Source organism: Pseudomonas sp. S2_E02 (assembly GCF_054668355.1).
This window is the reverse complement of the sequence record NZ_CP162761.1, coordinates 4,018,587-4,044,292: the sequence shown is the minus strand read 5'-3', so window position 1 is coordinate 4,044,292 and position 25,706 is coordinate 4,018,587. Positions and strand designations below refer to the sequence as shown.

Genomic DNA, 25,706 nt, shown 5'->3' with positions numbered 1-25,706 from the left:
CCCCATTCAGTCCCCTCTCCCTCTGGGAGAGGGTTAGGGTGAGGGCTAGCCGGACACATTGACCGCAGCCGCTTCGCGACGTTGCAGATAGATGAAAAACAGCGCCGTCAGCACCGTCAATACACCGACCAGCGCACCCGTCCATGGCAAGTCCGCCAGATCCGCGCCACTGGCCACCACCAGTCCGCCGATCCACGCACCCGCTGCGTTGCCAAGGTTGAATGCGCTCTGGTTCAACGTCGAGCCCAGGTTCGGTGCTTCATGCGCCTGATCGATGATCAGCAGTTGCAGAATCGGGCACAGCGCAAAAGCGAAAATCCCCCACAGCACCAGCGTGATTGCCGCTGGCACCACCGAGCGACTGGTCTGACTGAACGCCGCCAGAATCACCACCACCGCCAAGGCCACACCGACCAGCGACGGCAACAAACGGCTATCAGCCAGACGCCCGCCGAGCATGCTGCCACCGGTCAAACCGACGCCGAACAACAGCAACATCACCGTCACGCCATGCGGGCTGACGCCGGTGATGTCCTGGAGGATCGGCGCAATGTAAGTGAACACACTGAACAGACTGGTCGACGCGAGCACACTCATGCCCAGCGCCAGCAACACGTTGACCTTGCCCAGTACCTTGAATTCGCTGGCGAGATTGGCCTTGTCCATGGGGATGTGTTTTGGCAGCCACAACCATTGCGCGAGCGCCGCAATCACACCAATCACCGACACCGCCCAGAACGTCGAGCGCCAGCCGGCATACTGCCCGAGCGCCGTGCCCAGCGGCACGCCGAGAACGTTGGCCAAGGTCAGGCCGGTGAACATCATTGCAATCGCCTGCGCGCGTTTGTTCGGTGCGACCAGCCCGGCGGCAACCACCGAGCCAATGCCGAAGAACGCGCCGTGACAGAGGGCTGTGACCACACGAGCGGCCATCAGCGTCGCGTAGTTGGGCGCCAGTGCGCAGAGGATGTTGCCGAGGATGAACATCAGCGTCATGCCCAGCAACGTTGCTTTGCGCGGCATGTTTGCGGTGCCGATCGCCAGGATCGGGGCGCCGAAGACCACGCCCAGGGCGTAGCCGGTAATCAGCAGGCCCGCATGGGGAATGCTCACGGAGAGGTCCCGGGCGACATCGGGCAGCAGGCCCATGATGACGAATTCAGTGGTGCCGATGCCGAACGCGGCAACAGCGAGTGCAAGCAAGGCGAGTGGCATGCGCAAGGTCTCTGTCGATAGTCTTGACGCTTTGATCAGGCATACGCAGGCCGACGACCGATCTCGATGGAGGGCGGTGCAGGCAGGGATTATTGGTATTTTTCTGTGCGCAACTGAGTGCGGCGTGGTCGCTTGCAGTATAAACAGCTGCTGACACATCGCGAATCAATAATCTGACTAATTGGCTCGCTAACAACAATAAGGAGTGGAACGTGCTGGCGACAGCTTTGGTATTGATGGCGGCGCTGTTGCATGCGACGTGGAATACGTTAATCAAGTTCAGCGCCGAGCGACTGTTGGTGGTGGCGTGCATGGACACCGTGGCGCTGCTGGTCGTTGCCATCGCGTTTCCATTCGTGAGCTTGCCGCCCATGGAAATCTGGCCATGGATTCTCGCTTCGGCAGCCTTTGAGCTGCTGTATCGCTATCTGCTGATTCAAGCCTACCGGGTCGGCGATCTCGGGCTGGTATATCCGCTGATGCGTGGATTATCGCCTTTGGTGGTGCTCGCGCTGACCCTGATCTTCGCGGGAGAGGTGCTCACCACGCAGCAAATCTTCGGCATCATGCTGATCCCGTTCGGCATGGTTTGTCTGCTATGGCAGGGTGGCGGTGGCAAACATTTGCCGTGGTCGATGCTGCCGGTGGTGGCGCTGATCGGCCTGTGCATCGGCTGCTACACCTACATTGATGGCCAGGCGTTGCGGCGCTGGTCCCATCCTTTGGATTATCTGGTCTGGGTCACGCTGCTCAGCGCCTGGCCGTTTCCGCTGTTGGCGTGGGTCGCCAAGCGTCCGGCGTTCATGTTGTTCTGGCGTGAGCAATGGAAGCTGGGGTTGGCGGTGGGCTTCTGCGTATTGGCCAGCTACGCTCTGGTGCTGTGGGCGATGCAATTGGGCTCGATTGCGGAGGCGGCGGCATTGCGCGAGATCAGCGTGATTCTGGTAGTGCTGTTCGGTATGCGTTACCTCAAAGAACCTTTTGGCCGGCCGCGGCTCTTAGCCTGTGGGCTGGTACTGATCGGCATGCTGGTAATGAAGTTCTGACCGCTCGCGAACTCTAAAACTCGAAAAAGGACGGCGTTATGACGGTGGCTCTGTGGTGTGTGTTGATTGCGATTTTCCTGCCGTATATCTGCACTGGCGTAGCGAAAGCCGTGGGCGGCTACCGGCTGAGTGATAACCACGATCCGCGCGACTTTCTCGAAAGTCTCAACGGTGTGGCGAGGCGTGCCCATGCCGCGCAGATGAACAGCTTTGAAGTGACGCCGGCATTTGCGGCGGCAGTGATTGTTGCGCACCTGGTGGGGACGGCGGAGCTGGTGACGGTCAATGTGCTGGCGGTGCTGTTTATCACCAGTCGCCTGCTCTACATCATTTGCTACCTGGCGGACTGGGCGATCCTGCGCTCGCTGGTGTGGTTTGTGGGGATGGGGTTGATTGCTTCGTTCTTCTTTGTGTCTGTTTGATTATCGGTGTTGCTGATGGCCTCATCGCGAGCAGGCTCACTCCTACATTTTGGAATGCGTTCCCCTGTAGGAGTGAGCCTGCTCGCGATAGCTATCTGATTACCTCAGCAAATTCCAAGGGTTACTTCTTCTCTGTATCAGCCACCTGCGGTACTTGCGGCAGCGCTGCGCCTTTGGGCCAGAGCATCCAGATCTGCCCCTGCTGTTTCATGTCCCCGGCCAGTTGTCCGGCCGCATCACCGGTGCCCCAGAACAGATCCGCACGCACCTCGCCGGCAATCGCGCCGCCGGTATCCTGTGCCGCCACCGGGCGAACCAGTGCCGTGCCATCCGGTTTTGTCGTCGACAGCCACAGCAGGCTGCCCAACGGAATCACCTTGCGATCCACTGCCGCGCTATAACCGGCAGTCAACGGCACGTTCAGCGAACCGCGCGGGCCTTCGTTGCTGTCCGGGTTGCGCGTGAAGAACACGTAGCTCGGGTTGCTGCCCAGCAGTTCCGGAATGCGCGAAGGATTGGCCTTGGCCCAGTTGCTGATCGCGCTCATGGTCACGTCTTCTTTCTTCAGCTCGCCTTGCTCGACCAGCCAGCGCCCGATTGGGCGATACGGATGGCCGTTCTGATCGGCGTAGGCGATGCGCAACTGTTTGCCATCCTCGGTCTGAATTCGCCCGGAGCCCTGGATCTGTAGAAATTGCAGGTTCATCGGGTCGGTCAGGTAGGCAACCACCGGGGCTTTCACACCTTTGGATTCAATGGTGGCGGCATCGTCGTAAGGCTTGAGCACGCGACCTTCGAGGCGGCCGCGCAGGCGTTTGCCTTTCAGCTCCGGGTAAATGCTGTCCAGCGAGACAATGATCATGTCTTCGGGCACGCCGTACACCGGCACATTGGCCCTTTCGGTGGGCGTCAGGCTGCCGGGGTAGACCGGTTCGTAGTAACCGGTGATCAAACCGTTCGGGTTGTCGTTTTCAGCGCGCAGGCCGTAAACGTCGAGGTTTTGCTTAAGGAAGGCGCGAATCTCGCCAGCACTTTGTGGCACGTTGGCCGCAGCGGCGCAGGTGGAGCCCCATACGGCATCAGCTTTGAGTCGGGTGCAGGCGCTACGCCACGAACCGAAACCGGCGACCAGATCGCTATCGGATACTGCCGGCAGTGCTTCCCAGGTGGCGCTGGAATAAGTGGCCAGTGCGTGGGTTTTTGGTTTGGCGCTATCACCGCCAGTGCAGCCAGCGAGAATTGCCACTAGAGGCAGGGATGCGATCAGCGGGTGACGCCAGGCCTTGAAAGGGCTGTTCATGGAGTAATTCCTGTGCCGGTTGACCGAGTGCTCCATGCGCTCGAGCAACCCGTATTTTTAATAGGGCTATTGGTGTTTGGCGGTGACGCGAGGATACTGGCCGCCGAATTCCGTGACCTGAAGCCACCATGACTCTTAAAAGCATTTCTGTTGTATTGCTGGCCTGTCTGACCTTGTCCGCCTGTGGCGGTGTCGATCCGAATTCTCCACTGGGCCAACGCAAGGCGATCTTCAAACAGATGCTCAAGACCGGTGAAGATCTGGGAGGCATGTTGCGTGGGCGCATTCCGTTCGACGGGCCGAAATTCGCCGAGGGCGCGGTCAAGCTTGATGCGTTGTCCCATGAGCCGTGGAAGCACTTCCCGCAGGTTCGCGAAGAAGATCACACCAGCGCCAAGGACGATGTCTGGAAACAACAGGCACGTTTTCAGGAAATGGCCCGCAACCTTGAAGCCGCCACCGGTGAATTGGTGATTGCCAGCCAGGTGCAGCCGTACAAGGCCAGCAATCTCGGGCCTGCGGTGCAGAAAGTTGAAGATGCCTGCAGCGCTTGTCATAAACAGTTTCGCGATCATTGATATTTAAAAGATCGCAGCCTGCGGCAGCTCCTGCCCTGATCAAGGAGCTGCCGCAGGCTGCGATCTTTTGATTTTTACTTATCGATTTCGTCCAGCGCGTCCTGAAGTTCTTTGCGCGATTCGGCGAGTTTGTCTTTGCGCTTGTTGATCTTCTCTGGATCGCCTTTCTTCATCGCCTTGTCGAGATCAGCCTGGCGCTTGCTCACTTCGTGCTTGGCGTCGAGCACCTTGTTTTCGCGTTCTTTCTTCAGGCCCGCGTCGGTGCAGTGTTCGGTGACCTCACGCAGGGCAGTTTCCAGGCCTGCCTGCTGATCAGCGTTGCCGCGCGACTTGGCCTGTTCGATCTGGTTCATGATGCCTTGCTTCTTGGCCGCGCAACCGGTCAGGCCCGGGGCGTCTTCGTCGGCCATGACAGGGGCGGCCATCACGCCACAAAGGGTCAGCATGGCGAGCGGTGCGAGAAATTTCATAAAAGCTCCATGTGCAAAGGCAATCGGGTCGGGGCGGCACTGCGCTGTTGGAGCGCCTCGGTGGTGGTTGGGTTCCCGGGGTACCGGGATTGCGTGCTCAGAAACCGTCGATTCCGGCGTTCCGCAAGGTATCGCTCAAGGCTAACACCTGCGGGTCGCGGAAGAAGGCGCTCAATTGCGCTGCGCGACCGGGGCCGATACCGGGTTCTGCCTGCCATTGTTCGGTGTCTCGTTGTGCCAGCGCCTGCCATGAATCGGGGAGTTGTGCCTCACCGCTTGGCGGCAAGCCCAAAGCCTTGAGCCACTGAGCGAAGGGCCGTTGGCGGGCGCTGTGAAAACTGTGCATCAGGCGGGCGCTGCTGCGTTCGCCAAAGCCGGCAATGTTAGCAAGCTCCGGCTCATCAAGGGTCAACCAATCCAGCAGGTTATTCAGGCGGCCTGTTTCGAAAAGTTTCTCCCAGGTGCCGCGACCGACATGCTGCATCGCCAGTCCCTGCTTGCCACTGAGCCAGGTCAAGCGGGCGAGAAACTGGCTTTCGCAACCAGGGGTAGGTTGCCAGCAACTCAAGGTATGGAAGTCGTCGGCGTTGGGGAGGTTGATCTCTGCCCGCTCGGCGGTTCGCAGCACGACGCCGTCGAGCCGGGGAATGGTCAGGCCGGCGAGGCTGATGGCGACCTGATCACCAGGACGAATATCCAGTGCCTGCCAGCGTTTTAGCGAACTGGCGCTGACCCGTTTTATCTCTCGGTCATCGAGCCTGACCGGGTTCAGCTCGATCACCGGGGTGATGCGCCCGGTGCGCCCGATCTTGAAATTGACCTTGCGGACTTCGGCCAGTACCTGCGCGAATGGGTATTTCCAAGCGATGGCCCAGTAGGGAGCACGTGCCTGCCAGCGTTCGGCGGGTGGGCGCTGACCCTGACGCAGAACCACGCCGTCGGTTGCGAAGGGAAGGGGTGAGCGATACCAGTGATCGCGCCATTTCTGCGCCTCTGCGAGTTCGCTGACCGGTTGGCTGTAAGGTTCCGTCGTGGCGAAACCCAGCGTCGCCAATCCGGTTATTCGCTTGGGCAAGTCCAGGGGGCTTTGCGGCCAGTCCCAGGCGAAGAATCCGATTCCGGCGGCTTGTTCTGTATTCAGGAATTTACGCCCCATCAATCCGGCGACGGTGGCGCGAGCGTTGACGCTGCCGGATTTGGCTTGCACGTGTTCGTTCAAGCGCCAATAAAGTTCGCCTTGTACCAGCAGGTCCAGCGGTTGCGTCAGGCGTTGCGGAATGGCGGCGATCTTTTGCACTGATGGCGTCCAGTCCTGGCCCCGAATCCCGTCACCACGACTGATGGCCTGATGCAGAACGCCTGCGCGGTAAATCAGCGTCACCGCGACGCCGTCGATCTTGGGTTGTACCCAGACATTCCGGCGGTCGCGTAGCCACGCTTCCACGGCGGCTGCTTCGTGTAATTTATCCAGGCCGGTATGGGCGATGGGGTGTGTGATTGAACCTGAGGTGGTGCGCAGTGGCACAGGTGCGGGTGGCAGATCGAAGCAGCGCTGCCACTCACTTAAGCGCAGACGTGACTGATCGTAGAGTTCGTCGGCAATCAGCGAGCGGCCTTCGCGGTGATAGGCGTCGTCCCATTGGTTGATCTGTTTGTGCAGGGCGGTGATTTCGCTTTTTGCTTGAGTAGCTGGCCATTTCGGGCAATCGGCGTGGGCGTTGAGGGCCGTACAGGCCACGAGGAAAACAAACAGCAGGCGCAGCGTGACAAGCATGGTGAGCGTCCTTGCTCAGGGGGAATGCTTGAAGGTTAGAAGACAATCTGGAGCGTGGTAGACGGGGTGTTTTGCGGGGTGTGTCTGGCCGGAAATTGATGTCGGTTCGGCTGGCCCCTTCGCGAGCAAGCTCGCTCCCACAGGGGGGCGAGTTCAAAACTGTATTTCAGGCATGAAAAAGCCCCGCACGGAGCGAACCGTGCGGGGCTTTTTTGTACCGCCAGGGAGTCTTACAGACCAGCAGCAGAACGCAGGGCGTCGGCGCGGTCGGTTTTTTCCCAGGTGAACGTGGTGAAGGTGTCTTCGCCAACGGTCTTGGTCTCTGACGCGCGACCGAAGTGGCCGTACGCTGCAGTTTCCTGGTACATCGGGTGCAGCAGGTCGAGCATAGTGGTGATTGCGTATGGACGCAGGTCGAACACTTCACGCACCAGTTTGACGATCTTGTCATCGCTGATCTTGCCGGTGCCGAAGGTGTTCAGCGAGATCGAAGTAGGCTGAGCCACACCGATCGCGTAGGAAACCTGAATCTCGCAACGCTCGGCCAGGCCGGCCGCGACGATGTTCTTGGCCACATAACGGCCAGCGTAGGCAGCCGAACGGTCAACCTTCGATGGATCTTTACCGGAGAACGCGCCACCGCCGTGACGGGCCATGCCGCCGTAGCTGTCGACGATGATCTTGCGACCGGTCAGACCGCAGTCACCTACCGGGCCGCCAATGATGAACTGGCCGGTCGGGTTGATGTGAAACTGGGTGTCTTTGCTCAGCAGTTCGGCAGGCAGCACGTGCTTGACGATCAGCTCCATCACGCCTTCGCGCAGGTCTTTGTACGACACTTCAGGGTTGTGCTGGGTCGACAGAACAACCGCGTCGATACCAACAACCTTGCCGCCTTCGTAACGGCAAGTCACTTGCGACTTGGCGTCCGGGCGCAGCCAAGGCAGCAGACCCGATTTACGGGCTTCGGCCTGGCGCTGCACCAACTGGTGCGAGAAGGTGATCGGCGCTGGCATCAGCACGTCGGTTTCGTTGCTGGCGTAGCCGAACATCAGGCCCTGGTCGCCGGCGCCCTGATCTTCAGGCTTGGCACGGTCAACACCTTGGTTGATGTCTGGGGACTGCTTGCCGATGATGTTCATCACGCCGCACGTCGCGCCGTCGAAGCCGACTTCGGAGCTGGTGTAGCCGATGTCGCAGATGACGTCACGAACGATCTGCTCCAGGTCGACCCAGGCGCTGGTGGTCACTTCACCGGCAACGATGGCCACGCCGGTCTTGACCAGGGTTTCCACGGCAACGCGTGCGTGTTTGTCCTGGGCAATAATGGCGTCCAGCACCGCATCGGAAATCTGGTCGGCGATTTTGTCCGGATGTCCTTCGGACACGGACTCGGAGGTGAAGAGGGAGTATTCGCTCATCTCGATGTTTTCCTGAATTTACCGATGGTGAGTGTCGCCAGCCGGTCGCTGAAAATGGCGGACCTGGATCTGGAAACCATTACGTAAGCCTACATAGAGGCTTTCCCCGGGAACGAGTCCCGCAGCGGTGGCCCAACGGGCCAAATCGTCCTGTTCAAACCCCAACCACAGATCACCGCAGGCCTCCCTGGCCCAACTCTGGTTGTGGCTACATAACTCTGTCACGAGCAGGCTACCGCCCGGTTGCAGCAGGTTGGCCATATGCTTGAGTGCGTCGGCCGGCGCGGCGAAATGGTGCAACACCATGTTCAACACCACGCAATCGGCCGTAAGGCTTGTGCCATTCAATGCATCGGCCAATTGCAGGCTGACGTTAGCCAGCTGTTCACGTTCACATACCTGGCGCGCCAGTTCGAGCATCGCCGGGCTGTTGTCCAGCGCGGTTACGGTGCCGAAGCGACGGGCCAGTTCCGGCAAAAAAGCACCATCGCCGGGGCCGACTTCAATGGCCGTGGCTGCACCATCGAAGTTCAGTTTGTCGAGCAGGGCCAGCACGCTGTCACGGTATTGCGGCAGGCCTGCGATCAAGTCTTGCTGGGCACGGAATTTTTCCGCCACCCGGGTGAAAAAGTCCTGACTGGCGGCGGCACGTTGGCCGTGAACCTGTTCGATGCGCGCTTGCACGTCGTCAGGCAGTGCCAGGTTGTCGACTTCTTCTAACAATGCAGCGTGCAGCTTGCCGCCGAGCAATTCGGTGTGGGGCAGGGCGCGGCGATAAAAGATCGCGTTGCCTTCGCGGCGCGTCGCCACCAGATCAGCCTGGGCCAGCACCTTGAGGTGGTGACTCATACCGGACTGACCAATGCCGAAAATCTGCGCCAGCTCCAGCACGCCGAACGAATCGTTGGCCAGCGCGCGCAATACATTCAGGCGCAGCGGATCGCCGCCGGCCTTGCACAGGGCCGCCAGCTCGTCGCAATCGTCATGGCGAATGGAAGGCACGCGTAAGTTCATAGGGCTGGCAGTCTAGAGAGGGGGGCAAATCATCGCAAGGCCAATATCAAAAAGTTTTGATATTGCTCGATAAATGGCACTTCTCCCGAAACGGTTAACTCTACAAACGAACAGCGGAAAGGTTTCACCTACCGAAACCACTGCTATCCATTGGAAAAACGCCTCCGGATGACTATCTGTCATTGCCCCGAGGCGCTCCGGTGAGGGAAAATGCCCTCCTTTTTTCCGTTTCAATCTATTCACACCCAGGAGATCAGCGATGCCTAGCCGTCGTGAGCGTGCCAACGCCATTCGTGCCCTCAGCATGGATGCCGTGCAAAAAGCCAACAGCGGCCATCCCGGTGCCCCTATGGGTATGGCAGATATCGCCGAAGTGCTTTGGCGCGACTACCTCAAGCACAACCCGAGCAATCCATCGTTCGCCGACCGTGACCGCTTCGTGCTGTCCAACGGCCATGGCTCGATGTTGATCTACTCGCTGCTGCACCTGACCGGTTACGACCTGTCGATCGAAGACCTCAAGCAGTTCCGTCAACTGCACAGCCGCACCCCGGGCCACCCTGAATTCGGTTACACCCCGGGCGTTGAAACCACCACCGGCCCGCTGGGTCAGGGCCTGGCCAACGCCGTCGGTTTCGCTCTGGCAGAAAAAGTCCTGGCAGCGCAGTTCAACCGCCCAAACCACAACATCGTTGACCACCACACCTACGTGTTCCTGGGTGATGGCTGCATGATGGAAGGCATTTCCCACGAAGTCGCATCCTTGGCTGGCACTCTGGGTCTGGGCAAGCTGATCGCTTTCTACGATGACAACGGCATCTCCATCGACGGCGAAGTCGAAGGCTGGTTCACCGATGACACGCCGAAGCGTTTCGAAGCCTACAACTGGCAAGTGATCCGCAACGTTGACGGTCACGACCCGGAAGAGATCAAGACCGCCATCGAAACCGCGCGCAAGAGCCCGCTGCCGACCCTGATCTGCTGCAAGACCACCATCGGTTTCGGTTCGCCAAACAAGCAGGGCAAAGAAGACTGCCATGGCGCTCCACTGGGTGATGCGGAAATCGCGCTGACCCGTCAGGCGCTGAACTGGAACCACGGCCCGTTCGAAATCCCGGCCGACATCTATGCCGAGTGGGATGCCAAGGAAAAAGGTCGCGCGGCCGAAGCCGAGTGGGATCAGCGTTTCGCTGCCTACTCCGCTGCATTCCCGACCGAAGCCAACGAACTGGTGCGTCGTCTGAGCGGTGAGCTGCCGGCCGATTTCTCCGAAAAAGCTTCGGCTTACATCGCTGAAGTTGCGGCCAAAGGCGAAACCATCGCCAGCCGTAAAGCCAGCCAGAACACCCTGAACGCGTTCGGCCCGTTGCTGCCGGAACTGCTCGGCGGCTCCGCTGACCTGGCCGGTTCCAACCTGACCCTGTGGAAAGGTTGCAAAGGCGTCAGCGCTGAAGATGCCAGCGGCAACTACATGTACTACGGCGTGCGCGAATTCGGCATGACCGCAATCATGAACGGCGTGACCCTGCACGGCGGCCTGGTGCCTTACGGCGCGACCTTCCTGATGTTCATGGAATACGCCCGCAACGCCGTGCGCATGTCCGCGCTGATGAAGAAGCAAGTGATCCACGTCTACACCCACGACTCCATCGGTCTGGGCGAAGACGGCCCGACGCACCAGCCGATCGAGCAACTGACCAGCCTGCGTACCACACCGAACCTCGACACCTGGCGTCCAGCCGATGCCGTTGAATCGGCAGTGGCCTGGAAAAATGCGCTGGAACGCAAGGACGGCCCATCGGCGCTGATCTTCTCGCGTCAGAACCTGCAACACCAGGAACGCGATGCCGGCCAGATTGCCGACATCAGCCGTGGCGGTTACGTGCTGAAGGACTGCGCAGGCGAGCCTGAGCTGATCCTGATCGCCACCGGTTCGGAAGTCGGTCTGGCTGTTCAGGCGTTCGACAAGCTGACCGAACAAGGTCGCAAGGTGCGTGTGGTCTCCATGCCGTGCACCAGTGTTTTCGATGCTCAGGACGCTGGCTACAAACAAGCCGTGCTGCCGTTGCAGGTCAGCGCACGTATTGCAATCGAAGCGGCACACGCCGACTTCTGGTTCAAGTACGTGGGTCTGGAAGGTCGCGTGATTGGCATGACCACTTACGGCGAATCGGCTCCGGCTTCGGCACTGTTCGAAGAGTTCGGCTTCACCCTGGAAAACATCCTGGGTCAGGCTGAAGAGCTGCTGGAAGACTGATCCAGAAAAGATGTCGTCTGAGCTGACGCCTTCGCGAACAAGCTCGCTCCCACATTGGAACGCATTTCCCTGTGGGAGCGAGCTTGCTCGCGAAAGCGTTGGTTCGGGCAACATCGCACTGCCTGATTCACCACGGTAATCGAGAACCCCATGCCTCAACCGCGTCCCTTCAAAGTTGCACTCAACGGCTACGGCCGCATTGGTCGTTGCGTCTTGCGTGCGTTGTTTGAGCGAGGCGAGAAAGCCGGGTTTGAAATTGTCGCGATCAACGATCTGGCGGACATGGCCAGCATCGAATACCTGACACGCTTCGACTCCACTCACGGCCGTTTTCCGGGCGAGGTGCGAGTAGAAGGCGATTGTCTGCATATTAATGGCGACTGCGTGAAGGTCCTGCGCAGTGCCACCCCCGAAGGCATCGATTGGGCGTCACTGGGCGTCGATCTGGTGCTCGAATGTTCCGGTGCCTACAACACTCGTGAAGACGGCCAGCGCTTTCTCGACGCTGGTGCGCCGCGTGTGCTGTTCTCGCAGCCAATGGCCAGCGAGGCGGATGTCGACGCCACCATCGTCTATGGCGTCAATCAGGACTGCCTGACCGGCGACGAACTGCTGGTGTCCAACGCCTCCTGCACCACCAACTGCGGCGTGCCGCTGTTGCGCTTGCTCGACAAGGCGATCGGCCTCGATTACGTGTCGATCACTACGATTCACTCGGCGATGAACGATCAGCCGGTGATCGACGCCTATCACCATGAAGACCTGCGCCGCACGCGTTCGGCGTTCCAGTCGGTGATCCCGGTGTCCACTGGTCTGGCGCGCGGTATCGAGCGCCTGCTGCCGGAACTTGCCGGGCGAATTCAGGCCAAAGCCGTACGCGTGCCGACGGTCAACGTGTCCTGCCTCGACATCACGATGCAGACCGCCACCGCGACCGATGCCAATGAGGTCAACCGGATCCTTCGCGAAGCCGCCACCAGCGGCCCGCTCAAAGGTCTGCTCGCCTATACCGAGTTGCCGCACGCTAGCTGTGATTTCAACCATGACCCACATTCGGCCATCGTCGATGCCAGTCAGACCCGTGTTTCCGGCCCTAAGCTGGTGAACATCCTGGCCTGGTTCGACAACGAATGGGGTTTTGCCAACCGAATGCTGGACGTAGCAGAACACTATCTGCAAACAGCAACTTCAAAAAAACCGTAGGAAGTGCGACCCATGACCGTGTTGAAGATGTCCGACCTCGATCTGCAAGGTAAGCGCGTATTGATCCGCGAAGACCTCAACGTCCCAGTCAAGGACGGTGTTGTCACCAGCGATGCGCGAATCCTGGCTTCGCTGCCGACCATCAAGCTGGCCCTGGAAAAAGGCGCGGCCGTGATGGTCTGCTCGCACCTTGGCCGTCCGACCGAAGGCGAGTTCTCCGCCGAGAACAGCCTCAAGCCTGTCGCTGACTACCTGAGCAAGGCCCTGGGCCGTGAAGTGCCGCTGGTGGCCGATTACCTGGGCGGCGTGGACGTCAAGGCCGGCGACATTGTGCTGTTCGAAAACGTGCGCTTCAACAAAGGCGAGAAAAAGAACGCTGACGAGCTGGCCCAGCAATACGCCGCCCTGTGCGACGTGTTTGTGATGGACGCCTTCGGCACCGCTCACCGTGCCGAGGGTTCGACCCATGGCGTGGCCAAGTTCGCCAAAGTCGCTGCCGCAGGTCCGCTGTTGGCCGCTGAACTGGATGCACTGGGCAAAGCCCTTGGCGCACCGGCTCAGCCAATGGCTGCCATTGTTGCCGGCTCCAAGGTGTCGACCAAACTCGACGTGCTGAACAGCCTGAGCCAGATCTGCGATCAACTGATCGTCGGCGGCGGCATCGCCAACACCTTCCTCGCGGCGGCCGGTCACCCGGTTGGCAAGTCGCTGTACGAACCGGATCTGCTCGACACCGCACGCGCCATCGCTGCCAAAGTCAGCGTGCCACTGCCGGTTGACGTAGTGGTTGCCAAAGAGTTTGCTGAAACCGCAGAAGCCACCGTCAAGCTGATTGCTGACGTCGCGGCAGACGACATGATTCTGGACATCGGCCCGCAAACCGCAGCCAACTTCGCCGAACTGCTGAAATCGTCGAAAACCATTCTGTGGAACGGCCCGGTCGGCGTGTTTGAATTCGACCAGTTCGGCAACGGCACCAAAGTGCTGGCCCAGGCCATCGCTGAAAGCTCGGCGTTCTCCATCGCTGGCGGTGGCGACACCCTGGCCGCCATTGATAAGTATGGCGTGGCTGAACAAATCTCCTACATTTCCACCGGTGGTGGCGCGTTCCTCGAATTCGTCGAAGGCAAAGTGCTGCCAGCCGTAGAAGTCCTGGAAAGCCGGGCCAAGGCCTGAGGCCGCCCGTTTGGCCAGGCAAAGGAGTGTTTACATGGTCAAGTCGTTAGCACTGTTGTTGCTGACCGGTACGCTGGCGGCCTGCGGGAGTAACCCGAAGGCCGAAGCCACGCCGGCGCCGAGCGAGTCGCAGAAGGGCTGTTATCAGGCCGACTGGCAGGCCGAAACCAACCCGGTGCTGAACAAGCGTTCGGGGCCGGACGGCCTGGACAAATACGAGACGCAAACCCCGGCCAAGGAACATGGTTGTCCTTGACGGGTCTGACTCTTTAACTCAGGGCTGGCGGCGTGCGCCGTCAGTCGAGGAACACGGATGAAAGGCTTGATCGCCATCGCGGCGTTGGCATTGTTGGGCGGTTGCGCGCAGTTGAACCTGTTTCAGTCGTCTGCCCCGGCGGACAACTGGACCACCTGGACCTGCGACAGCCAGGCCAAAGTGCTGTGGCGTTACGCCGATGCCGGCCAGAAGGCAGTCGACGTGCGACTGGGTGGCGGTGATCAGGTCTATCGCCTGAAAGAAGAACCGGGCGCCTCGGGCACGCTGTACAGCGACGGCATGCTGGCGTTTCACGTCAAGGGTGAGGAAGGCCTGGTGTACTGGGTCGCCACCAATGACCTGATCGGCCGCGGCTGCAAAGCGCAGTAATTGCAACACCGCAGGCCCAATGTGGAAATAGATCCAACTGTGGGAGCGAGCTTGCTCGCGAAAGCGGTGGATCAGCTTGCATCAATGCTGAATGCCAAGCCGCATTCGCGAGCAAGCTCGCTCCCACAGGGGTTCTGTGTAGCTCTCAGGATTTTGCTTTATCGAATCACCAGACCGGGCCTCAACCCCCGATCTGCAATCACTTGAATAGCCGCCGCCGCTCCGGCAGGCTGGCACGATTAACGACCCTCAACCGGGAGAGACACACACAATGGCACTTATCAGCATGCGCCAGATGTTGGACCACGCAGCCGAATTCGGCTACGGCGTTCCAGCCTTCAACGTCAACAACCTTGAGCAGATGCGCGCCATCATGGAAGCCGCTGACAAGACTGACTCCCCGGTGATCGTTCAGGCTTCGGCCGGCGCTCGCAAATACGCCGGCGCACCTTTCCTGCGTCACCTGATCCTGGCCGCGATCGAAGAATTCCCGCACATCCCGGTGTGCATGCACCAGGACCACGGCACCAGCCCTGACGTCTGCCAGCGTTCGATTCAACTGGGCTTCAGCTCGGTGATGATGGACGGCTCGCTGGGCGAAGACGGCAAGACCCCGACCGACTACGACTACAACGTCCGCGTTACCCAACAAACCGTAGCCATGGCTCACGCCTGCGGCGTTTCGGTAGAAGGCGAGCTGGGCTGCCTGGGTTCGCTGGAAACCGGCATGGCCGGTGAAGAAGACGGCATCGGCGCTGAAGGCGTTCTGGATCACAGCCAAATGCTGACCGACCCGGAAGAAGCCGCTGACTTCGTCAAGCGCACACAAGTCGATGCCCTGGCCATCGCCATCGGCACCAGCCACGGCGCCTACAAGTTCACCAAGCCACCTACCGGTGACGTTCTGGCGATCGACCGCATCAAGGAAATCCACAAACGCATCCCGAACACCCACCTGGTGATGCACGGTTCCTCGTCGGTGCCACAAGAGTGGCTGGCGATCATCAACCAGTACGGCGGCGACATCAAAGAAACCTACGGCGTACCGGTTGAAGAAATCGTCGAAGGCATCAAGCACGGCGTGCGCAAGGTCAACATCGACACCGACCTGCGTCTGGCATCCACCGGTGCGATGCGTCGCCTGATGGCCACCAACCCGAGCGAATTCGACCCGCGTAAATTCTTCGGCGCGACCGTGACGGCGATGCGTGACGTGTGTATCGCTCGTTATGAAGCTTTCGGTACTGCGGGTAATGCTTCGAAGATCAAACCGATTTCTCTGGAAGCGATGTTCCAGCGTTATCTGAAGGGTGAGTTGAACGCTAAGGTTAACTGAGCTTGAGCGTTAGACTTCTTTAAAAGAAACCCGCCGTGAGGCGGGTTTTTTGTGGACGATTATTTCGCTTGACGAAGTTATCTAAAAGTAAGAGCAATCCATAATGCTTCGGATATTAAGCCGATCTTGCTGGAGGTGAAATCTCAGCGTTATCTGAAGGGTCAGCTGAATGTAAGGTTAACTGATTCACCCTGTTTCATAGGTAATAAAGGATGTCAGCCTTTTGTGAATCTGATTCCAAAGGATTGGCCTACATACGGCCCGCCTGCTTTAACGGTAACCGTACCTTCCAAGTTCCTGTCGGTTCCATCAGTTGATTTCATATCAATATTGAGAGTGCTTGGGCCATGGTTTAGCTCATCTCTATTTTTGGCATCTGATTTCGCTTGAAGCTTAAAAGCCCAAGTGGATTTCGTGCAGGTGCCAGTGACGACGAAGTCAAGTCCGCAATAGTCCATGTAGCCGTTACTTATGTTGCCAGTTTGCTGGGCTGGATCGTCAAATCTGAGTGTGGCGGCATGTTCCTCGCCGGCGGCGTTAAATACGAAGCCATTGTAATTTTTCATGATATTTACCTTCCGTGTATTCAGTATTAAAGTCAAATAGGTTGTCTCGTATTACGTCGATGAGACTAGGCGAGAAGTTGTTGCAGGTAACCTGTAATAAATGACAGGTTTTAATATTTTTTCGCTATAAGGGTTCTGGTTTTTAATAAAACAAGGAAGTGGCAAAAAGAGACAATGTCAAAGTTTGACTGATTTGTTTGATTAAGATCTCGCTGAAAGTGCAAAAAAGGGGCAGATTTATTTATCAAGATTCCGTCCCCTTTTTGTGTCTTTGTCCCCTTTATTTGCTTGTATCGTGTCCGTCCCGCTAGATCGGTAAGCTGCGCCTGCGTCAGGCCACGATTTATACGTTTTTCGCGTAGTTGAATACCGAGACGGGTGATTAAAGGAGAGTCATTCCATGTTGCGCTACCGTCACATTTTGATGTCGATGTTGCGTATGCGGAACATTTAATCCATTTGGCTTAAGAAACCCGCCATGAAGCGGGTTTTTTTATGGGCGGTTATTCCTTCAGTTCAACGTGATCCAGCGCCTGATTCACCGCCAGTTCTCCAAGCATGACCACTTGCGCGATGCCTAGCGCGGTCTTGCGGTGTGAGGTGTCGAGCATGGCGGCGAAGTTGTTGAGCATTTCGCTGGCTGAACCCAGGGTTTCACTGGCGTTGGCCAGTAGGGATTCGGTGTTGTACTTCGGGTTGGCGAGGTACATGGGTTCGGGTTTATGCGTGCTGGCCATGATGAAGGCGGAGGGTTTTAGGTAATGGTCGAGGGCGCGTTCGGCGGCGTCGTTGAGTTTTTTTGAATCGAGGGATTCGTAAGGGGATGCGAGATCTGTTTCTGGCGGGTGTGGCGTTGATTTGATCATTAGCTGAAAACTCCTGATGGAGCCGCTTCGTCTTCTCTACTAAAAGAAGGGTGGCAGCTGTGCGCAGGTTAGTAGACCGGGGAGTATTCAGCATTGACCGGCGCGCCGAAGCGCCCTGCACACAGCCACCATCAAGTCGGACAGCAATCACCGACGGATGCGCTTTGCACAAAACTGAAAAACACCACGGGCTACTAAACCCGATCACTGGAAATCAGTGACGCGAATCAAGTTACCGATGGCCCGCCAGGCGCACAAGCCGGCGGATTCTGGCGTAGTGGTAGGCAACGACGCAAGCTGTTGTAGGCATCCGGAAGTAACCGCCGACAGATCTAAACAACACCGTTTAAAGGTAGGAGCTGCCGAAGGCTCGGGCCGCGATCGGACGATCTTTTGATTTTGTCTTTTTAGAAGCAAAAACAAGATCAAAAGATCGTCCGATCGCGGCCCGAGCCTTCGGCACCTCCTACCGTCGGGATTGGGTTATTTGTCGTGATCGATGTCGAGTTTGGAGAAGGTCACTTGGCCACCTTCGCTGGTGTACCCCGTGTTGTCCTGCACATAAACCCCAGCCTTGAAGTACAACGGCTTGTTTCGCCAAGTCGCACTGATCTGTGAGTCCCACTGATACCCCGCCGCACTCACACCCAACGCACCGCCAGGACTCAGGTGAATCAAGTAGTTGAATTCGCGATCCAGTTTGATCCCGGTCGCCAGCGTGATGACGCGACTCTCATCCTCGTCCGGATGCATGCGCACCTTGATCACCAGGTTGCCGGTCTCGGTTTTTGTCTTGTACTGATATTCAAGTTTGACCATCGGCTTCTGGCTTTCATAAGCATGAATCTGGCCGATGACGATCTTGCCGGAGCTCGGCACTTTGTTCACCGTGACGGTCGCGCGCAATGAATTGTCGGCATCCGGGTAATACCAGTTGCGCAGGGTGCCGTTGCTGTAGGTTTCGCGCAGTTCGGTGCGCGGGTAGATGGCGTTTTCGGTTTTTGACCCGGTAACCGGTGACCAGAAGAACAAGGTGCCGGTGTCGGAATGGAAGTACTGATCTTTGAAGCCGTTCACCAGTTTTGAGGTTTCGACGGTGTATGGCGGGCTGCCAACGGGAACGCTGAGGTTCCAGGTTGCGAGGTCGATCATGTCGGTTCTTCCACTCATTTCATCCTGAACGCGGGTGCCAGAAGCTCTAGCCCGCGCCTTTTCGGGCGGCCTTTATAAGCGTAGAGGGATTTTTTGTTAATGCCCGTTTGGCAGATGATTGACGTCAACATCCTGTCGAAATGCCATCTCTGCCGGTTTCCGGGGGCTTCAGCGGTGACCGTTAGTCGGCAAACTCACGCTTTGGTTAAATGATGGCCTGATGACAGCTTCTGCTTTCCTGGATCCAGTACTAGAGTGAAGGCTCAGTATGTGTGCGGTTTTTATCGGAAACCGACCGAAAGTCCCGACAAGAGAAGCAGCATGGAATGCGCGCAACCCCCGCCAGGTGAAGGCAGTTCTGTCCTTTTGATCGTTGATGATTACCCTGAAAATCTGATCAGCATGCGCGCGTTGCTGCAGCGCCAGGATTGGCACGTCCTCACCGCAGCCTCCGGTTTCGAAGCGCTCAATATTCTGCTCTCCCACGACGTCGATCTGGTGCTGCTGGATGTGCAGATGCCGGGCATGGATGGCTTTGAAGTTGCGCGATTGATGCGTGGCAGCCAGCGCACGCGCCTGACGCCGATTATCTTTCTGACTGCCAACGAGCAATCCCAGGACGCCGTGATCAAAGGCTATGCCAGTGGCGCGGTGGATTACCTGTTCAAGCCGTTCGACCCGCAGATCCTCAAGCCCAAAGTTCAGGCGTTGCTGGAACATCAGCGCAATCGCCGCGCGTTGCAGCGCTTGAGTCATGATCTGGAGTTGGCGCGCGCCTTCAATGCTTCGGTGCTGGATAACGCTGCCGAAGGGATATTGGTGGTGGGCGAGGACGGTTTGATCCGCTTTGCCAATCCGGCGATTTCGCGGTTGTTGAATGCGCCGGTGAAGGAGCTGGAAGGTAAGGAGTTTCTCGATTTTCTTCAGAAGCCGCACATTCCGCTGTGGGCCGATTCCGAGTTTTATGCCAGCTACAAGCGTGGCGAGACGTTGAGGCTGCACGACGCCTTGCTGCGCACCGCGCCCGGCCAGCAAGTGCCGGTGGCGCTGTCCTGTGCGGCGTTGCCCGCCGAACAGCATGCGATGGTGGTGACCGTGCTCGATATGTCGGTGGTCCGGCACTTGCACCAGCAACTGGAATTTCAAGCGGTGACCGATCCACTGACCGGGTTGCTCAACCGACGCGGGTTTTACCAGACCGTTGAAAACCTGCTGCTGCGTGGCGAGCGCAGCGACAGCAGTTGGGTGTTGCTGTATCTGGACCTCGACGGCTTCAAACGGGTCAACGATTCGCTAGGCCACGATGCCGGCGATCGGGTGTTGCGCTGGGTCTCCGAGCAATTGAAGGCATGTCTGCGGCCGTTCGACATTCTTGCGCGCATGGGCGGCGATGAATTTACCGCGCTGCTGGATCTGGAGTTTCCCGAGCAAGCGGCGAAGATTGCCGAAAAACTCATCGAACGGGTGTCGATCTGTCAGCAGATTGAAGGGTTGGACATCGCTCTAGGCGCCAGCATCGGCATCGCCACTTACCCGGACTGCGGCTCGGACCTTGACGGGTTGCTGCGTGCCTCCGACATCGCCATGTACGAGGCCAAGCGCGCCGGACGTCAGCAATATCGCTTTTATGATCATGAAATGAACGGCCGGGCGCGCTCGCGGTTGATGCTCGAAGAGAGCGTGCGTGCCGCCATCGAGAACCGCGATTTCAACTTGGTGTATCAGCCGCAGGTGGCCATCGACACGGGCCAGATTCGTGGCTTCGAAGCCTTGTTGCGCTGGCAGCACCCGAGCGTTGGCGATGTGCCGCCGGGGTTGTTCTTGCCGTTGCTGGAAGAGGCGCGGCTGATCAGCCGCCTCGGCAGCTGGATTTATCATCGTGGTGCCGGTCAGCGCAAAGCCTGGGAAACCCTGTTTGCCGAAGATCTGGTGCTCGGTGTGAGTTTGAGCAACACCCAGTTCAGCCTGCCGAATCTGGTCACCGAGTTGCGTCAGGTGATGGAACGACATGCCTTGCAGCCTCGGCAACTGGAGGTCGAGGTCACCGAAGAAGCGCTGATGCAGAATCCCGACGAAACCCGCAAACAACTGCGGTTGCTGCGCAATCTGGGCGTGCGGGTGGCGCTGGATGACTTCGGTTCCGGGCCGTGTTCGCTGGCGCACCTGCGTGATCTGGAGCTGGATACCCTCAAGCTTGATCGCCATCTTATTGCGCGGTTGCCGGACTCCAAACGCGACGCCTCGCTGGTCAGTACGGTGATCAGTCTGTGCAAACAATACGGTTTGCTGGTGATTGCCGAGGGGGTGGAAACCATCGAGCAATACCAATGGCTGCAAGCCCATGGCTGCGAATACGTGCAGGGTTTCCTCGTCGCGCGGCCGCTGATGGCCGAGGATGCGGTCAGCTTCGCCGAACCGTTTGACTGGAGCGCGCTGCCCGGTTGAATTCGCTACACTGGCGCACCTTTTCGAACCGTGTCGCTCGTCCATGACTGTGTTGAAGTACCTCCAGGCCTATCCCGCGCAATTACAGGATCAGGTGCGCCAACTGATTGCCGAAGGGCGTCTGGGTGATTACCTGAATCAACGCTATTCAGGGCGACACGACGTGCAGAGCGACAAGGCTTTGTACAGCTACGCGCTGGACCTGAAGCAGGAGTACCTGCGCAACGCCCCGGCCATCGACAAGGTGCTGTTCGACAACCGCCTCGACCTGACCCACCGCGCTCTGGGTCTGCACACCACGGTTTCACGGGTGCAGGGCGGCAAGCTCAAGGCCAAGAAAGAGATTCGTATCGCCTCGTTGTTCAAAGACGCCGCGCCGGACTTTCTGAAAATGATCGTGGTGCATGAACTGGCGCACTTCAAAGAGTCGGATCACAACAAGGCGTTCTATAAATTGTGCGAGCACATGCTGCCGGGGTATCACCAGGTCGAGTTTGATCTGCGTGTGTACCTGACGTGGCGCGATATGCAGGCTTAACCGTACGCAACCAGGAAGGTGGGGATGGACGTCAGCAAGACCAAAAGCAGTTTCTACCGCCGCTTGTATGTGGCGTACCTGATCGACAGCCGTCTGGCGCCGAGTGTGCCGACGCTGACCGAAGTGACCGGCATGCCCCGGCGCACGGCGCAGGACACGATTGCCGCGTTGGCGGATCTGGATATCGTCTGTGAATTTGAGCAGGAAGAGGGCGCGCGTAATCACGCCGGGCGCTATCGGATTCGTGAGTGGGGGGCGATTGATCGTGGGTGGATCGAGCGTAATTTGCGGCAGATCAAGGCAGTTCTGGGATATCCCTGAAAAGCCCCTCACCCCAGCCCTCTCCCAGAGGGAGAGGGAGCCGATTGGGGGATATTGGAGAAGTACGCCGACTTGAGCGAATTCCTCTGAATCCATAATCGACTCGGTTTTTCAGGTCGATGTCTGCCGCAAGACAATAAGGTCAGTCCCCTCTCCCTCCGGGAGAGGGCTAGGGTGAGGGGCTCTTCAGGAACGACGCATCCCAATGTGTGGAATGTCATCCTCCAGATACTCTTCACCCGCCACAACAAACCCGTACCGACCGTAATACCCCTGCAAATGCGCCTGCGCCGACAGATAGATCGGCACCTGCGGCCAATGCTTCTCGGCCTGTTTCAGTGCTTGCTCCATCATTTCGTGCCCCAGCCCTTTGCCGCGCCCTTGCGGTGCGGTAATCACGCGGCCGATCACCACGTCACCCCCCTGGGATTCCGGATCCAGCAGGCGCAGGTACGCCATCAACTGGTCATCCTCCCACCCCATCAGATGGTAGGTGTCGCCTTCCAGATCCTGGCCATCGAGGTCCGGATAGGCGCATTTCTGCTCGACGACGAACACGTCAGAGCGCAGCTTCAGCAGCGCGTATAGCTGTTCCTTGCCCAGATCACTGTGATGTTTGCAGACCCATTCGATTGTCATTTGCCGATTCCTTGAACGTGTCGCCCGATACTAAGCGCCTGTGGCAAAGATGTCTGTATGGCGTAAGAGTCTGTGACAAAGGTCAAAATGCCATCATTCCTTTCTCGCAGCCTCGGTGACTTTGTGTAATCTGCTGGAGAGCCCTGTGCATTGGCTGCAATGAGCTAATGTTAGGGCCTGGGTTTTGCCGGTAAGGGGCCTTGGGGTTTTGGCTGAAAACATGCTGGGCAACTTGCCCGCTAAGGATTTCAAGCATGCCGCGTTTGCATCGAGCCTTTGCTTTGATCGGATTGCTCTTGCTGGCTCAGACCGCTGCAGCGGATAAGCTGCGGCTGGTGTTTGATATCTGGCCACCCTTTACCGACGACACGCTGGTCAACGGCGGCCTGGCCACCGACATTGTCAGCACCGCGCTGTCCAGAGCCGGTTACGCCAGCGGTTACGAGCAGGTGCCGTGGGCACGGGCGCTGCTTGGCGTGGGGGAGGGCCGTTACGATGTGCTGGTCAACGCCTGGTACAACGACGAGCGGACCAAGCTCGGGCAATTTTCCGGGGAATACCTGCTCAACCGCATCCGCTTTCTCAAGCGCAAAGACACGCCACTCGACTATTCCAATCTGCAGCAACTGCACACCTATCCGATTGCGGTGGTGCGCGGCTACGCCTATTCGGCGCCGTTCGATGCCGACACGGCGTTGCAGAAAGTCCCTGTGCATAACTTCGCCATGGCCGTGCGCATGCTCGCGGCGGATCGGGTCAAGCTGACGCTGGAAGATGAGTATGTGGCGAAGTATTACCTGGCGCGGGAATCCGCCAAGGTGCGCAATTCGGTGGAGTTTTTACCCAAGCCGTTGAGTGAGAACAGCCTGCATATATTGGTGAGCCTGAAGAATCCGCAGCATGAGCAGATTGTCGCGGGGTTTGATAAGGCGATTGCGGCGATGAGGGCGGATGGGAGTTATGACAAGTTGTTGAGGCAGCATGGCATGTGAGGGCTGATCCAGAATTTTTTGTGTGGCTGATGGCCTCTTCGCGAGCAAGCTCGCTCCCACATTGGATTTGTGAACGACACAGAACACATGTGGGAGCGAGCCTGCTCGCGAAGGCGTCTTGTCAGCCAGCGCTTACCTCACTGGTGTCCTTGATCAGATGTGCCGCCAACGTCCTCAACGGCCCCAACTGCCGGCAGATCAACGCCAGTTGCGTCTGCACCAACCGCTGCCCCTCATCGATCTCATCGGCCATCTGCTCCAGCTCATTGGCCAGCGCTTCTTCTTCATCACTCTGAATCGCCACCGGCTGCTTGTTGGCCAGCCCTTGGGCGATTTCATCAATACTCGTCGCCAGTTTCACCCCGGCGCCATCAATCAAATGCTCGCGCACATCCGCCGGCAACTGCGTCTCGCGGTGTGCACCCAGCCCTGACAGATAACTCAACAACGTGTGCGACAGCACCAGAAAGCGGAATCCGACATCGGCTTCCTTACGGAAATGCCCCGGCTCCATGAGCATGTTCGCCAGCGTTGTCGACAGCGCCGCATCGGCGTTGTGCGCGTTGCGGCGGGCCAGCCGATAGGCGAGATCGTCGCTCTTGCCGGCGGCGTATTGCTGCATGATCTGGCGCAGGTAGATGCTGTTGCAGGTCAGAGTGTTGGCCAGCACTTTGTTCAGGCGTCGGCCCTGCCAGTCCGGCAGGAACAGGAACACCGTCAGGCCGGCAATCAGGCTGCCGAGCAAGGTATCGAACAACCGTGGCAGGAACAGTCCGTAACCGTCACCGACCTGGTTGAAGCAGAACAACACCATGATGGTGATCGCCGCTGTCGCCAGGGTGTAGCGGGTGGTGCGGTTGGTAAAGAACACCACGCCGGCAGCGATGGCAAAGCACGACTGCACCAACGGACTCGGGAACAGATCGAACAATGCCCACGCCACGGTCAGGCCGATGGCGGTGCCGAAAATCCGCTGACCGAGTTTGCGCCGCGTCGCGCCGTAGTTCGGCTGGCAGACGAACAGCGTGGTGAGGATGATCCAGTAACCCTGCGACGGGTGAATCAAATGCACCATGCCGTAACCGATACTCAGCGCCAATGGCAGGCGCAGGGCATGCCGGAACAGCAGAGACGTCGGCGTCAGTTGCGTGCGCAGGCGCACCCAGACGTCTTTGAGGTTGCGCGGCGAGCGGTCGAGCAGGCTGCTGTCAGTCGCATCGGCCAAGGCGTCGGGGTTGCTCGCGTCGCTGAGCAAACGGTCGAGGGTGCCGAGGTTGGCCGCCAGGGCGCGCAGTGAGCGCAGCAATCCGCGCCAGGCCGGATTGCTCTGGATGCGCAGGTGTTCAAGGGAGGCGTCGAGGTCGCCCAGCGCTTCGGCGAAACTCGCGTCATAAATAAAAGGCTGACGCATCTGGATCGATTCGGCCAGAGCGCGGCAGGCCTTGCCTTGCTGGCGCAACAGGCGTTGGCAGCGGAACAGCACGTCGCTGTGGAAGAACGCTTCGGCCAGTGCGTTGTACGGATAGTGCGAAGAACTCGCGCGTTCGTGGATGTCCTGAGCGAGGAAGTACAGCTTCAGATAACGGCTGACTTTCGAGCCGGGGCGGCCATTGCCGACGCGGTGCAGGATGATTTCCTTGGCACTGTTCAGCGCCGCCACCACGCGACCGTTTTGCTGGGCCAGTTCCAGCCGCCGGGCTTCGACGTCCATCTGCCGGATCGGCTCGAACAGCGAAGATTTCAGCTTCAGGTAAAAGCCCAGCTCACGGAACAAGCGCGCCAGACTTTGTTGCACCGGCTGGTTGGAAAACAGCGCCTGCCACAACACCGAGAGCAAGCCGTACCACGCGGCACCGGCGACCAGCAGCATCGGTTCGTGCCAGAAATCGGTGACCGCACCGCCGCGCTGATCAACGCCGATCATCGTGTAGACCGACAGAATCAACGTCGCCGAAGCAATCGCGCCATAGCGCTCGCCGAGCGCACCGAGCATGGTCAGGCCGAAACTGGCCAGCGCCAAAGCAATGGCAAACACGATGGGGTAGGGGAAGAGTAATTCGACCGACAGCGCGGCGATGCTGAAACACACCAGTGTCACGGCGAGGGCGTTGAGGCGGCCCTGCCAACTGTCGTCGGTTTCGGCCAGGGCGCTGGCGATAATCCCCAGGAACAACGGGATCAGCAGGCCCATTTCATCCTGATACCAACACAGCGCCATGCTGCCGGTCAGGGCGATGAACACCCGCACGCTGTAGCTGAATTTATCCAGCGCCCACAGGCGCCGCAAAGACTGACGAAACGAGGTCGAGGACATGAAGTGCGAGGGCCT

General features: G+C 58.7%; 24 protein-coding genes and 1 pseudogene. 13 read left to right on the top strand and 12 right to left on the bottom strand.

Annotated features, from left to right (window positions below; translation table 11 throughout):
* Nucleotides 1-45: 45 nt before the first annotated feature.
* Nucleotides 46-1,215 (bottom strand): MFS transporter, encoded by a 1,170-nt coding sequence (locus tag AB4O01_RS18180; protein ID WP_093429859.1) that lies wholly within the window; start codon nucleotides 1,213-1,215, stop codon nucleotides 46-48.
* Between the two features lie 212 nt (nucleotides 1,216-1,427).
* On the opposite strand from AB4O01_RS18180, the gene AB4O01_RS18175 reads away from it, so the two are divergent.
* Entirely contained in the window at nucleotides 1,428-2,261 is an 834-nt protein-coding gene (locus AB4O01_RS18175; RefSeq protein WP_093429860.1) for an EamA family transporter, read from the top strand.
* A gap of 38 nt (nucleotides 2,262-2,299) precedes the next feature.
* Nucleotides 2,300-2,683: an MAPEG family protein gene (locus AB4O01_RS18170; RefSeq protein WP_008081053.1), complete on the top strand. Its 384-nt coding sequence runs from the start codon at nucleotides 2,300-2,302 to the stop codon at nucleotides 2,681-2,683.
* A gap of 121 nt (nucleotides 2,684-2,804) precedes the next feature.
* Here the strand turns inward: AB4O01_RS18170 and mltA are convergent, their stop codons facing one another.
* Nucleotides 2,805-3,983 carry a murein transglycosylase A gene (gene mltA, locus AB4O01_RS18165; protein ID WP_460089146.1) on the bottom strand — a complete coding sequence of 393 codons (1,179 nt, stop codon included), beginning with the start codon at nucleotides 3,981-3,983 and terminating at the stop codon, nucleotides 2,805-2,807.
* A gap of 128 nt (nucleotides 3,984-4,111) precedes the next feature.
* Between mltA and AB4O01_RS18160 the strand changes: the two genes are divergently transcribed.
* Nucleotides 4,112-4,561 (top strand): c-type cytochrome, encoded by a 450-nt coding sequence (locus tag AB4O01_RS18160; protein ID WP_093429862.1) that lies wholly within the window; start codon nucleotides 4,112-4,114, stop codon nucleotides 4,559-4,561.
* A 74-nt stretch (nucleotides 4,562-4,635) separates the two neighbouring features.
* Here the strand turns inward: AB4O01_RS18160 and AB4O01_RS18155 are convergent, their stop codons facing one another.
* The 4 genes from AB4O01_RS18155 to AB4O01_RS18140 form a co-directional block, all read right to left on the bottom strand.
* Nucleotides 4,636-5,031, bottom strand: a complete 396-nt coding sequence (locus tag AB4O01_RS18155; protein WP_093429863.1) for a DUF1090 domain-containing protein — start codon at nucleotides 5,029-5,031, stop codon at nucleotides 4,636-4,638.
* A 97-nt stretch (nucleotides 5,032-5,128) separates the two neighbouring features.
* Nucleotides 5,129-6,805, bottom strand: a complete 1,677-nt coding sequence (ligB, locus tag AB4O01_RS18150; RefSeq protein ID WP_460089145.1) for an NAD-dependent DNA ligase LigB — start codon at nucleotides 6,803-6,805, stop codon at nucleotides 5,129-5,131.
* A 230-nt stretch (nucleotides 6,806-7,035) separates the two neighbouring features.
* Nucleotides 7,036-8,226 carry a methionine adenosyltransferase gene (gene metK / locus AB4O01_RS18145; protein WP_093429865.1) on the bottom strand — a complete coding sequence of 397 codons (1,191 nt, stop codon included), beginning with the start codon at nucleotides 8,224-8,226 and terminating at the stop codon, nucleotides 7,036-7,038.
* Between the two features lie 18 nt (nucleotides 8,227-8,244).
* On the bottom strand, nucleotides 8,245-9,240 hold the full coding sequence (locus AB4O01_RS18140) for an ArsR/SmtB family transcription factor (protein WP_093429866.1): 996 nt from the start codon (nucleotides 9,238-9,240) through the stop codon (nucleotides 8,245-8,247).
* Nucleotides 9,241-9,499: 259 nt separating this feature from the next.
* Between AB4O01_RS18140 and tkt the strand changes: the two genes are divergently transcribed.
* The 6 genes from tkt to fba all read left to right on the top strand — a co-directional run bounded on the left by tkt (nucleotide 9,500) and on the right by fba (nucleotide 15,858).
* Complete coding sequence (gene tkt, locus AB4O01_RS18135; protein ID WP_093429867.1) at nucleotides 9,500-11,497, top strand: transketolase; 1,998 nt, start codon at nucleotides 9,500-9,502, stop codon at nucleotides 11,495-11,497.
* Nucleotides 11,498-11,647: 150 nt separating this feature from the next.
* On the top strand, nucleotides 11,648-12,700 hold the full coding sequence (gene epd, locus AB4O01_RS18130; protein WP_064388120.1) for an erythrose-4-phosphate dehydrogenase: 1,053 nt from the start codon (nucleotides 11,648-11,650) through the stop codon (nucleotides 12,698-12,700).
* A 12-nt stretch (nucleotides 12,701-12,712) separates the two neighbouring features.
* Nucleotides 12,713-13,876: a phosphoglycerate kinase gene (locus AB4O01_RS18125; RefSeq protein WP_007913753.1), complete on the top strand. Its 1,164-nt coding sequence runs from the start codon at nucleotides 12,713-12,715 to the stop codon at nucleotides 13,874-13,876.
* 34 nt (nucleotides 13,877-13,910) lie between these two features.
* On the top strand, nucleotides 13,911-14,132 hold the full coding sequence (locus tag AB4O01_RS18120) for a hypothetical protein (RefSeq protein ID WP_007913756.1): 222 nt from the start codon (nucleotides 13,911-13,913) through the stop codon (nucleotides 14,130-14,132).
* 57 nt (nucleotides 14,133-14,189) lie between these two features.
* Complete coding sequence (locus tag AB4O01_RS18115; protein WP_460089144.1) at nucleotides 14,190-14,522, top strand: MliC family protein; 333 nt, start codon at nucleotides 14,190-14,192, stop codon at nucleotides 14,520-14,522.
* A 271-nt stretch (nucleotides 14,523-14,793) separates the two neighbouring features.
* A complete protein-coding gene (gene fba / locus AB4O01_RS18110) occupies nucleotides 14,794-15,858 on the top strand; it encodes a class II fructose-bisphosphate aldolase (RefSeq protein WP_019694035.1) in 1,065 nt (354 codons plus the stop codon).
* 215 nt (nucleotides 15,859-16,073) lie between these two features.
* Here fba and AB4O01_RS18105 read toward each other — a convergent pair whose 3' ends face one another.
* From AB4O01_RS18105 to AB4O01_RS18090, 4 genes and pseudogenes are all read right to left on the bottom strand, one after another.
* On the bottom strand, nucleotides 16,074-16,424 hold the full coding sequence (locus AB4O01_RS18105; protein WP_220557107.1) for a hypothetical protein: 351 nt from the start codon (nucleotides 16,422-16,424) through the stop codon (nucleotides 16,074-16,076).
* Nucleotides 16,425-16,696: 272 nt separating this feature from the next.
* Nucleotides 16,697-16,807, bottom strand: a pseudogene (locus tag AB4O01_RS18100) (helix-turn-helix domain-containing protein); the annotation flags it as partial.
* 120 nt (nucleotides 16,808-16,927) lie between these two features.
* Nucleotides 16,928-17,290 (bottom strand): DUF6124 family protein, encoded by a 363-nt coding sequence (locus AB4O01_RS18095; RefSeq protein WP_116254339.1) that lies wholly within the window; start codon nucleotides 17,288-17,290, stop codon nucleotides 16,928-16,930.
* 483 nt (nucleotides 17,291-17,773) lie between these two features.
* The gene (locus AB4O01_RS18090; RefSeq protein WP_093429873.1) at nucleotides 17,774-18,442 is read right to left on the bottom strand and encodes a polysaccharide lyase family 7 protein; all 669 of its coding nucleotides are present in this window, start codon (nucleotides 18,440-18,442) and stop codon (nucleotides 17,774-17,776) included.
* Nucleotides 18,443-18,763: 321 nt separating this feature from the next.
* On the opposite strand from AB4O01_RS18090, the gene AB4O01_RS18085 reads away from it, so the two are divergent.
* The 3 genes from AB4O01_RS18085 to AB4O01_RS18075 are packed head-to-tail and all read left to right on the top strand — an operon-like array spanning nucleotide 18,764 to nucleotide 21,746.
* Nucleotides 18,764-20,887 carry a putative bifunctional diguanylate cyclase/phosphodiesterase gene (locus AB4O01_RS18085; protein ID WP_460089143.1) on the top strand — a complete coding sequence of 708 codons (2,124 nt, stop codon included), beginning with the start codon at nucleotides 18,764-18,766 and terminating at the stop codon, nucleotides 20,885-20,887.
* 43 nt (nucleotides 20,888-20,930) lie between these two features.
* Nucleotides 20,931-21,425: a M48 metallopeptidase family protein gene (locus AB4O01_RS18080; protein ID WP_099757394.1), complete on the top strand. Its 495-nt coding sequence runs from the start codon at nucleotides 20,931-20,933 to the stop codon at nucleotides 21,423-21,425.
* A 24-nt stretch (nucleotides 21,426-21,449) separates the two neighbouring features.
* Nucleotides 21,450-21,746: a winged helix-turn-helix domain-containing protein gene (locus AB4O01_RS18075; protein ID WP_460089142.1), complete on the top strand. Its 297-nt coding sequence runs from the start codon at nucleotides 21,450-21,452 to the stop codon at nucleotides 21,744-21,746.
* A gap of 186 nt (nucleotides 21,747-21,932) precedes the next feature.
* On the opposite strand, the gene AB4O01_RS18070 is transcribed toward AB4O01_RS18075, so the two are convergent.
* Nucleotides 21,933-22,385 carry a GNAT family N-acetyltransferase gene (locus tag AB4O01_RS18070; RefSeq protein WP_102900062.1) on the bottom strand — a complete coding sequence of 151 codons (453 nt, stop codon included), beginning with the start codon at nucleotides 22,383-22,385 and terminating at the stop codon, nucleotides 21,933-21,935.
* Between the two features lie 254 nt (nucleotides 22,386-22,639).
* Between AB4O01_RS18070 and AB4O01_RS18065 the strand changes: the two genes are divergently transcribed.
* The gene (locus AB4O01_RS18065; RefSeq protein ID WP_460089141.1) at nucleotides 22,640-23,377 is read left to right on the top strand and encodes a substrate-binding periplasmic protein; all 738 of its coding nucleotides are present in this window, start codon (nucleotides 22,640-22,642) and stop codon (nucleotides 23,375-23,377) included.
* 121 nt (nucleotides 23,378-23,498) lie between these two features.
* Here AB4O01_RS18065 and yccS read toward each other — a convergent pair whose 3' ends face one another.
* Entirely contained in the window at nucleotides 23,499-25,691 is a 2,193-nt protein-coding gene (yccS, locus tag AB4O01_RS18060; RefSeq protein ID WP_460089140.1) for a YccS family putative transporter, read from the bottom strand.
* Nucleotides 25,692-25,706: the final 15 nt, after the last annotated feature.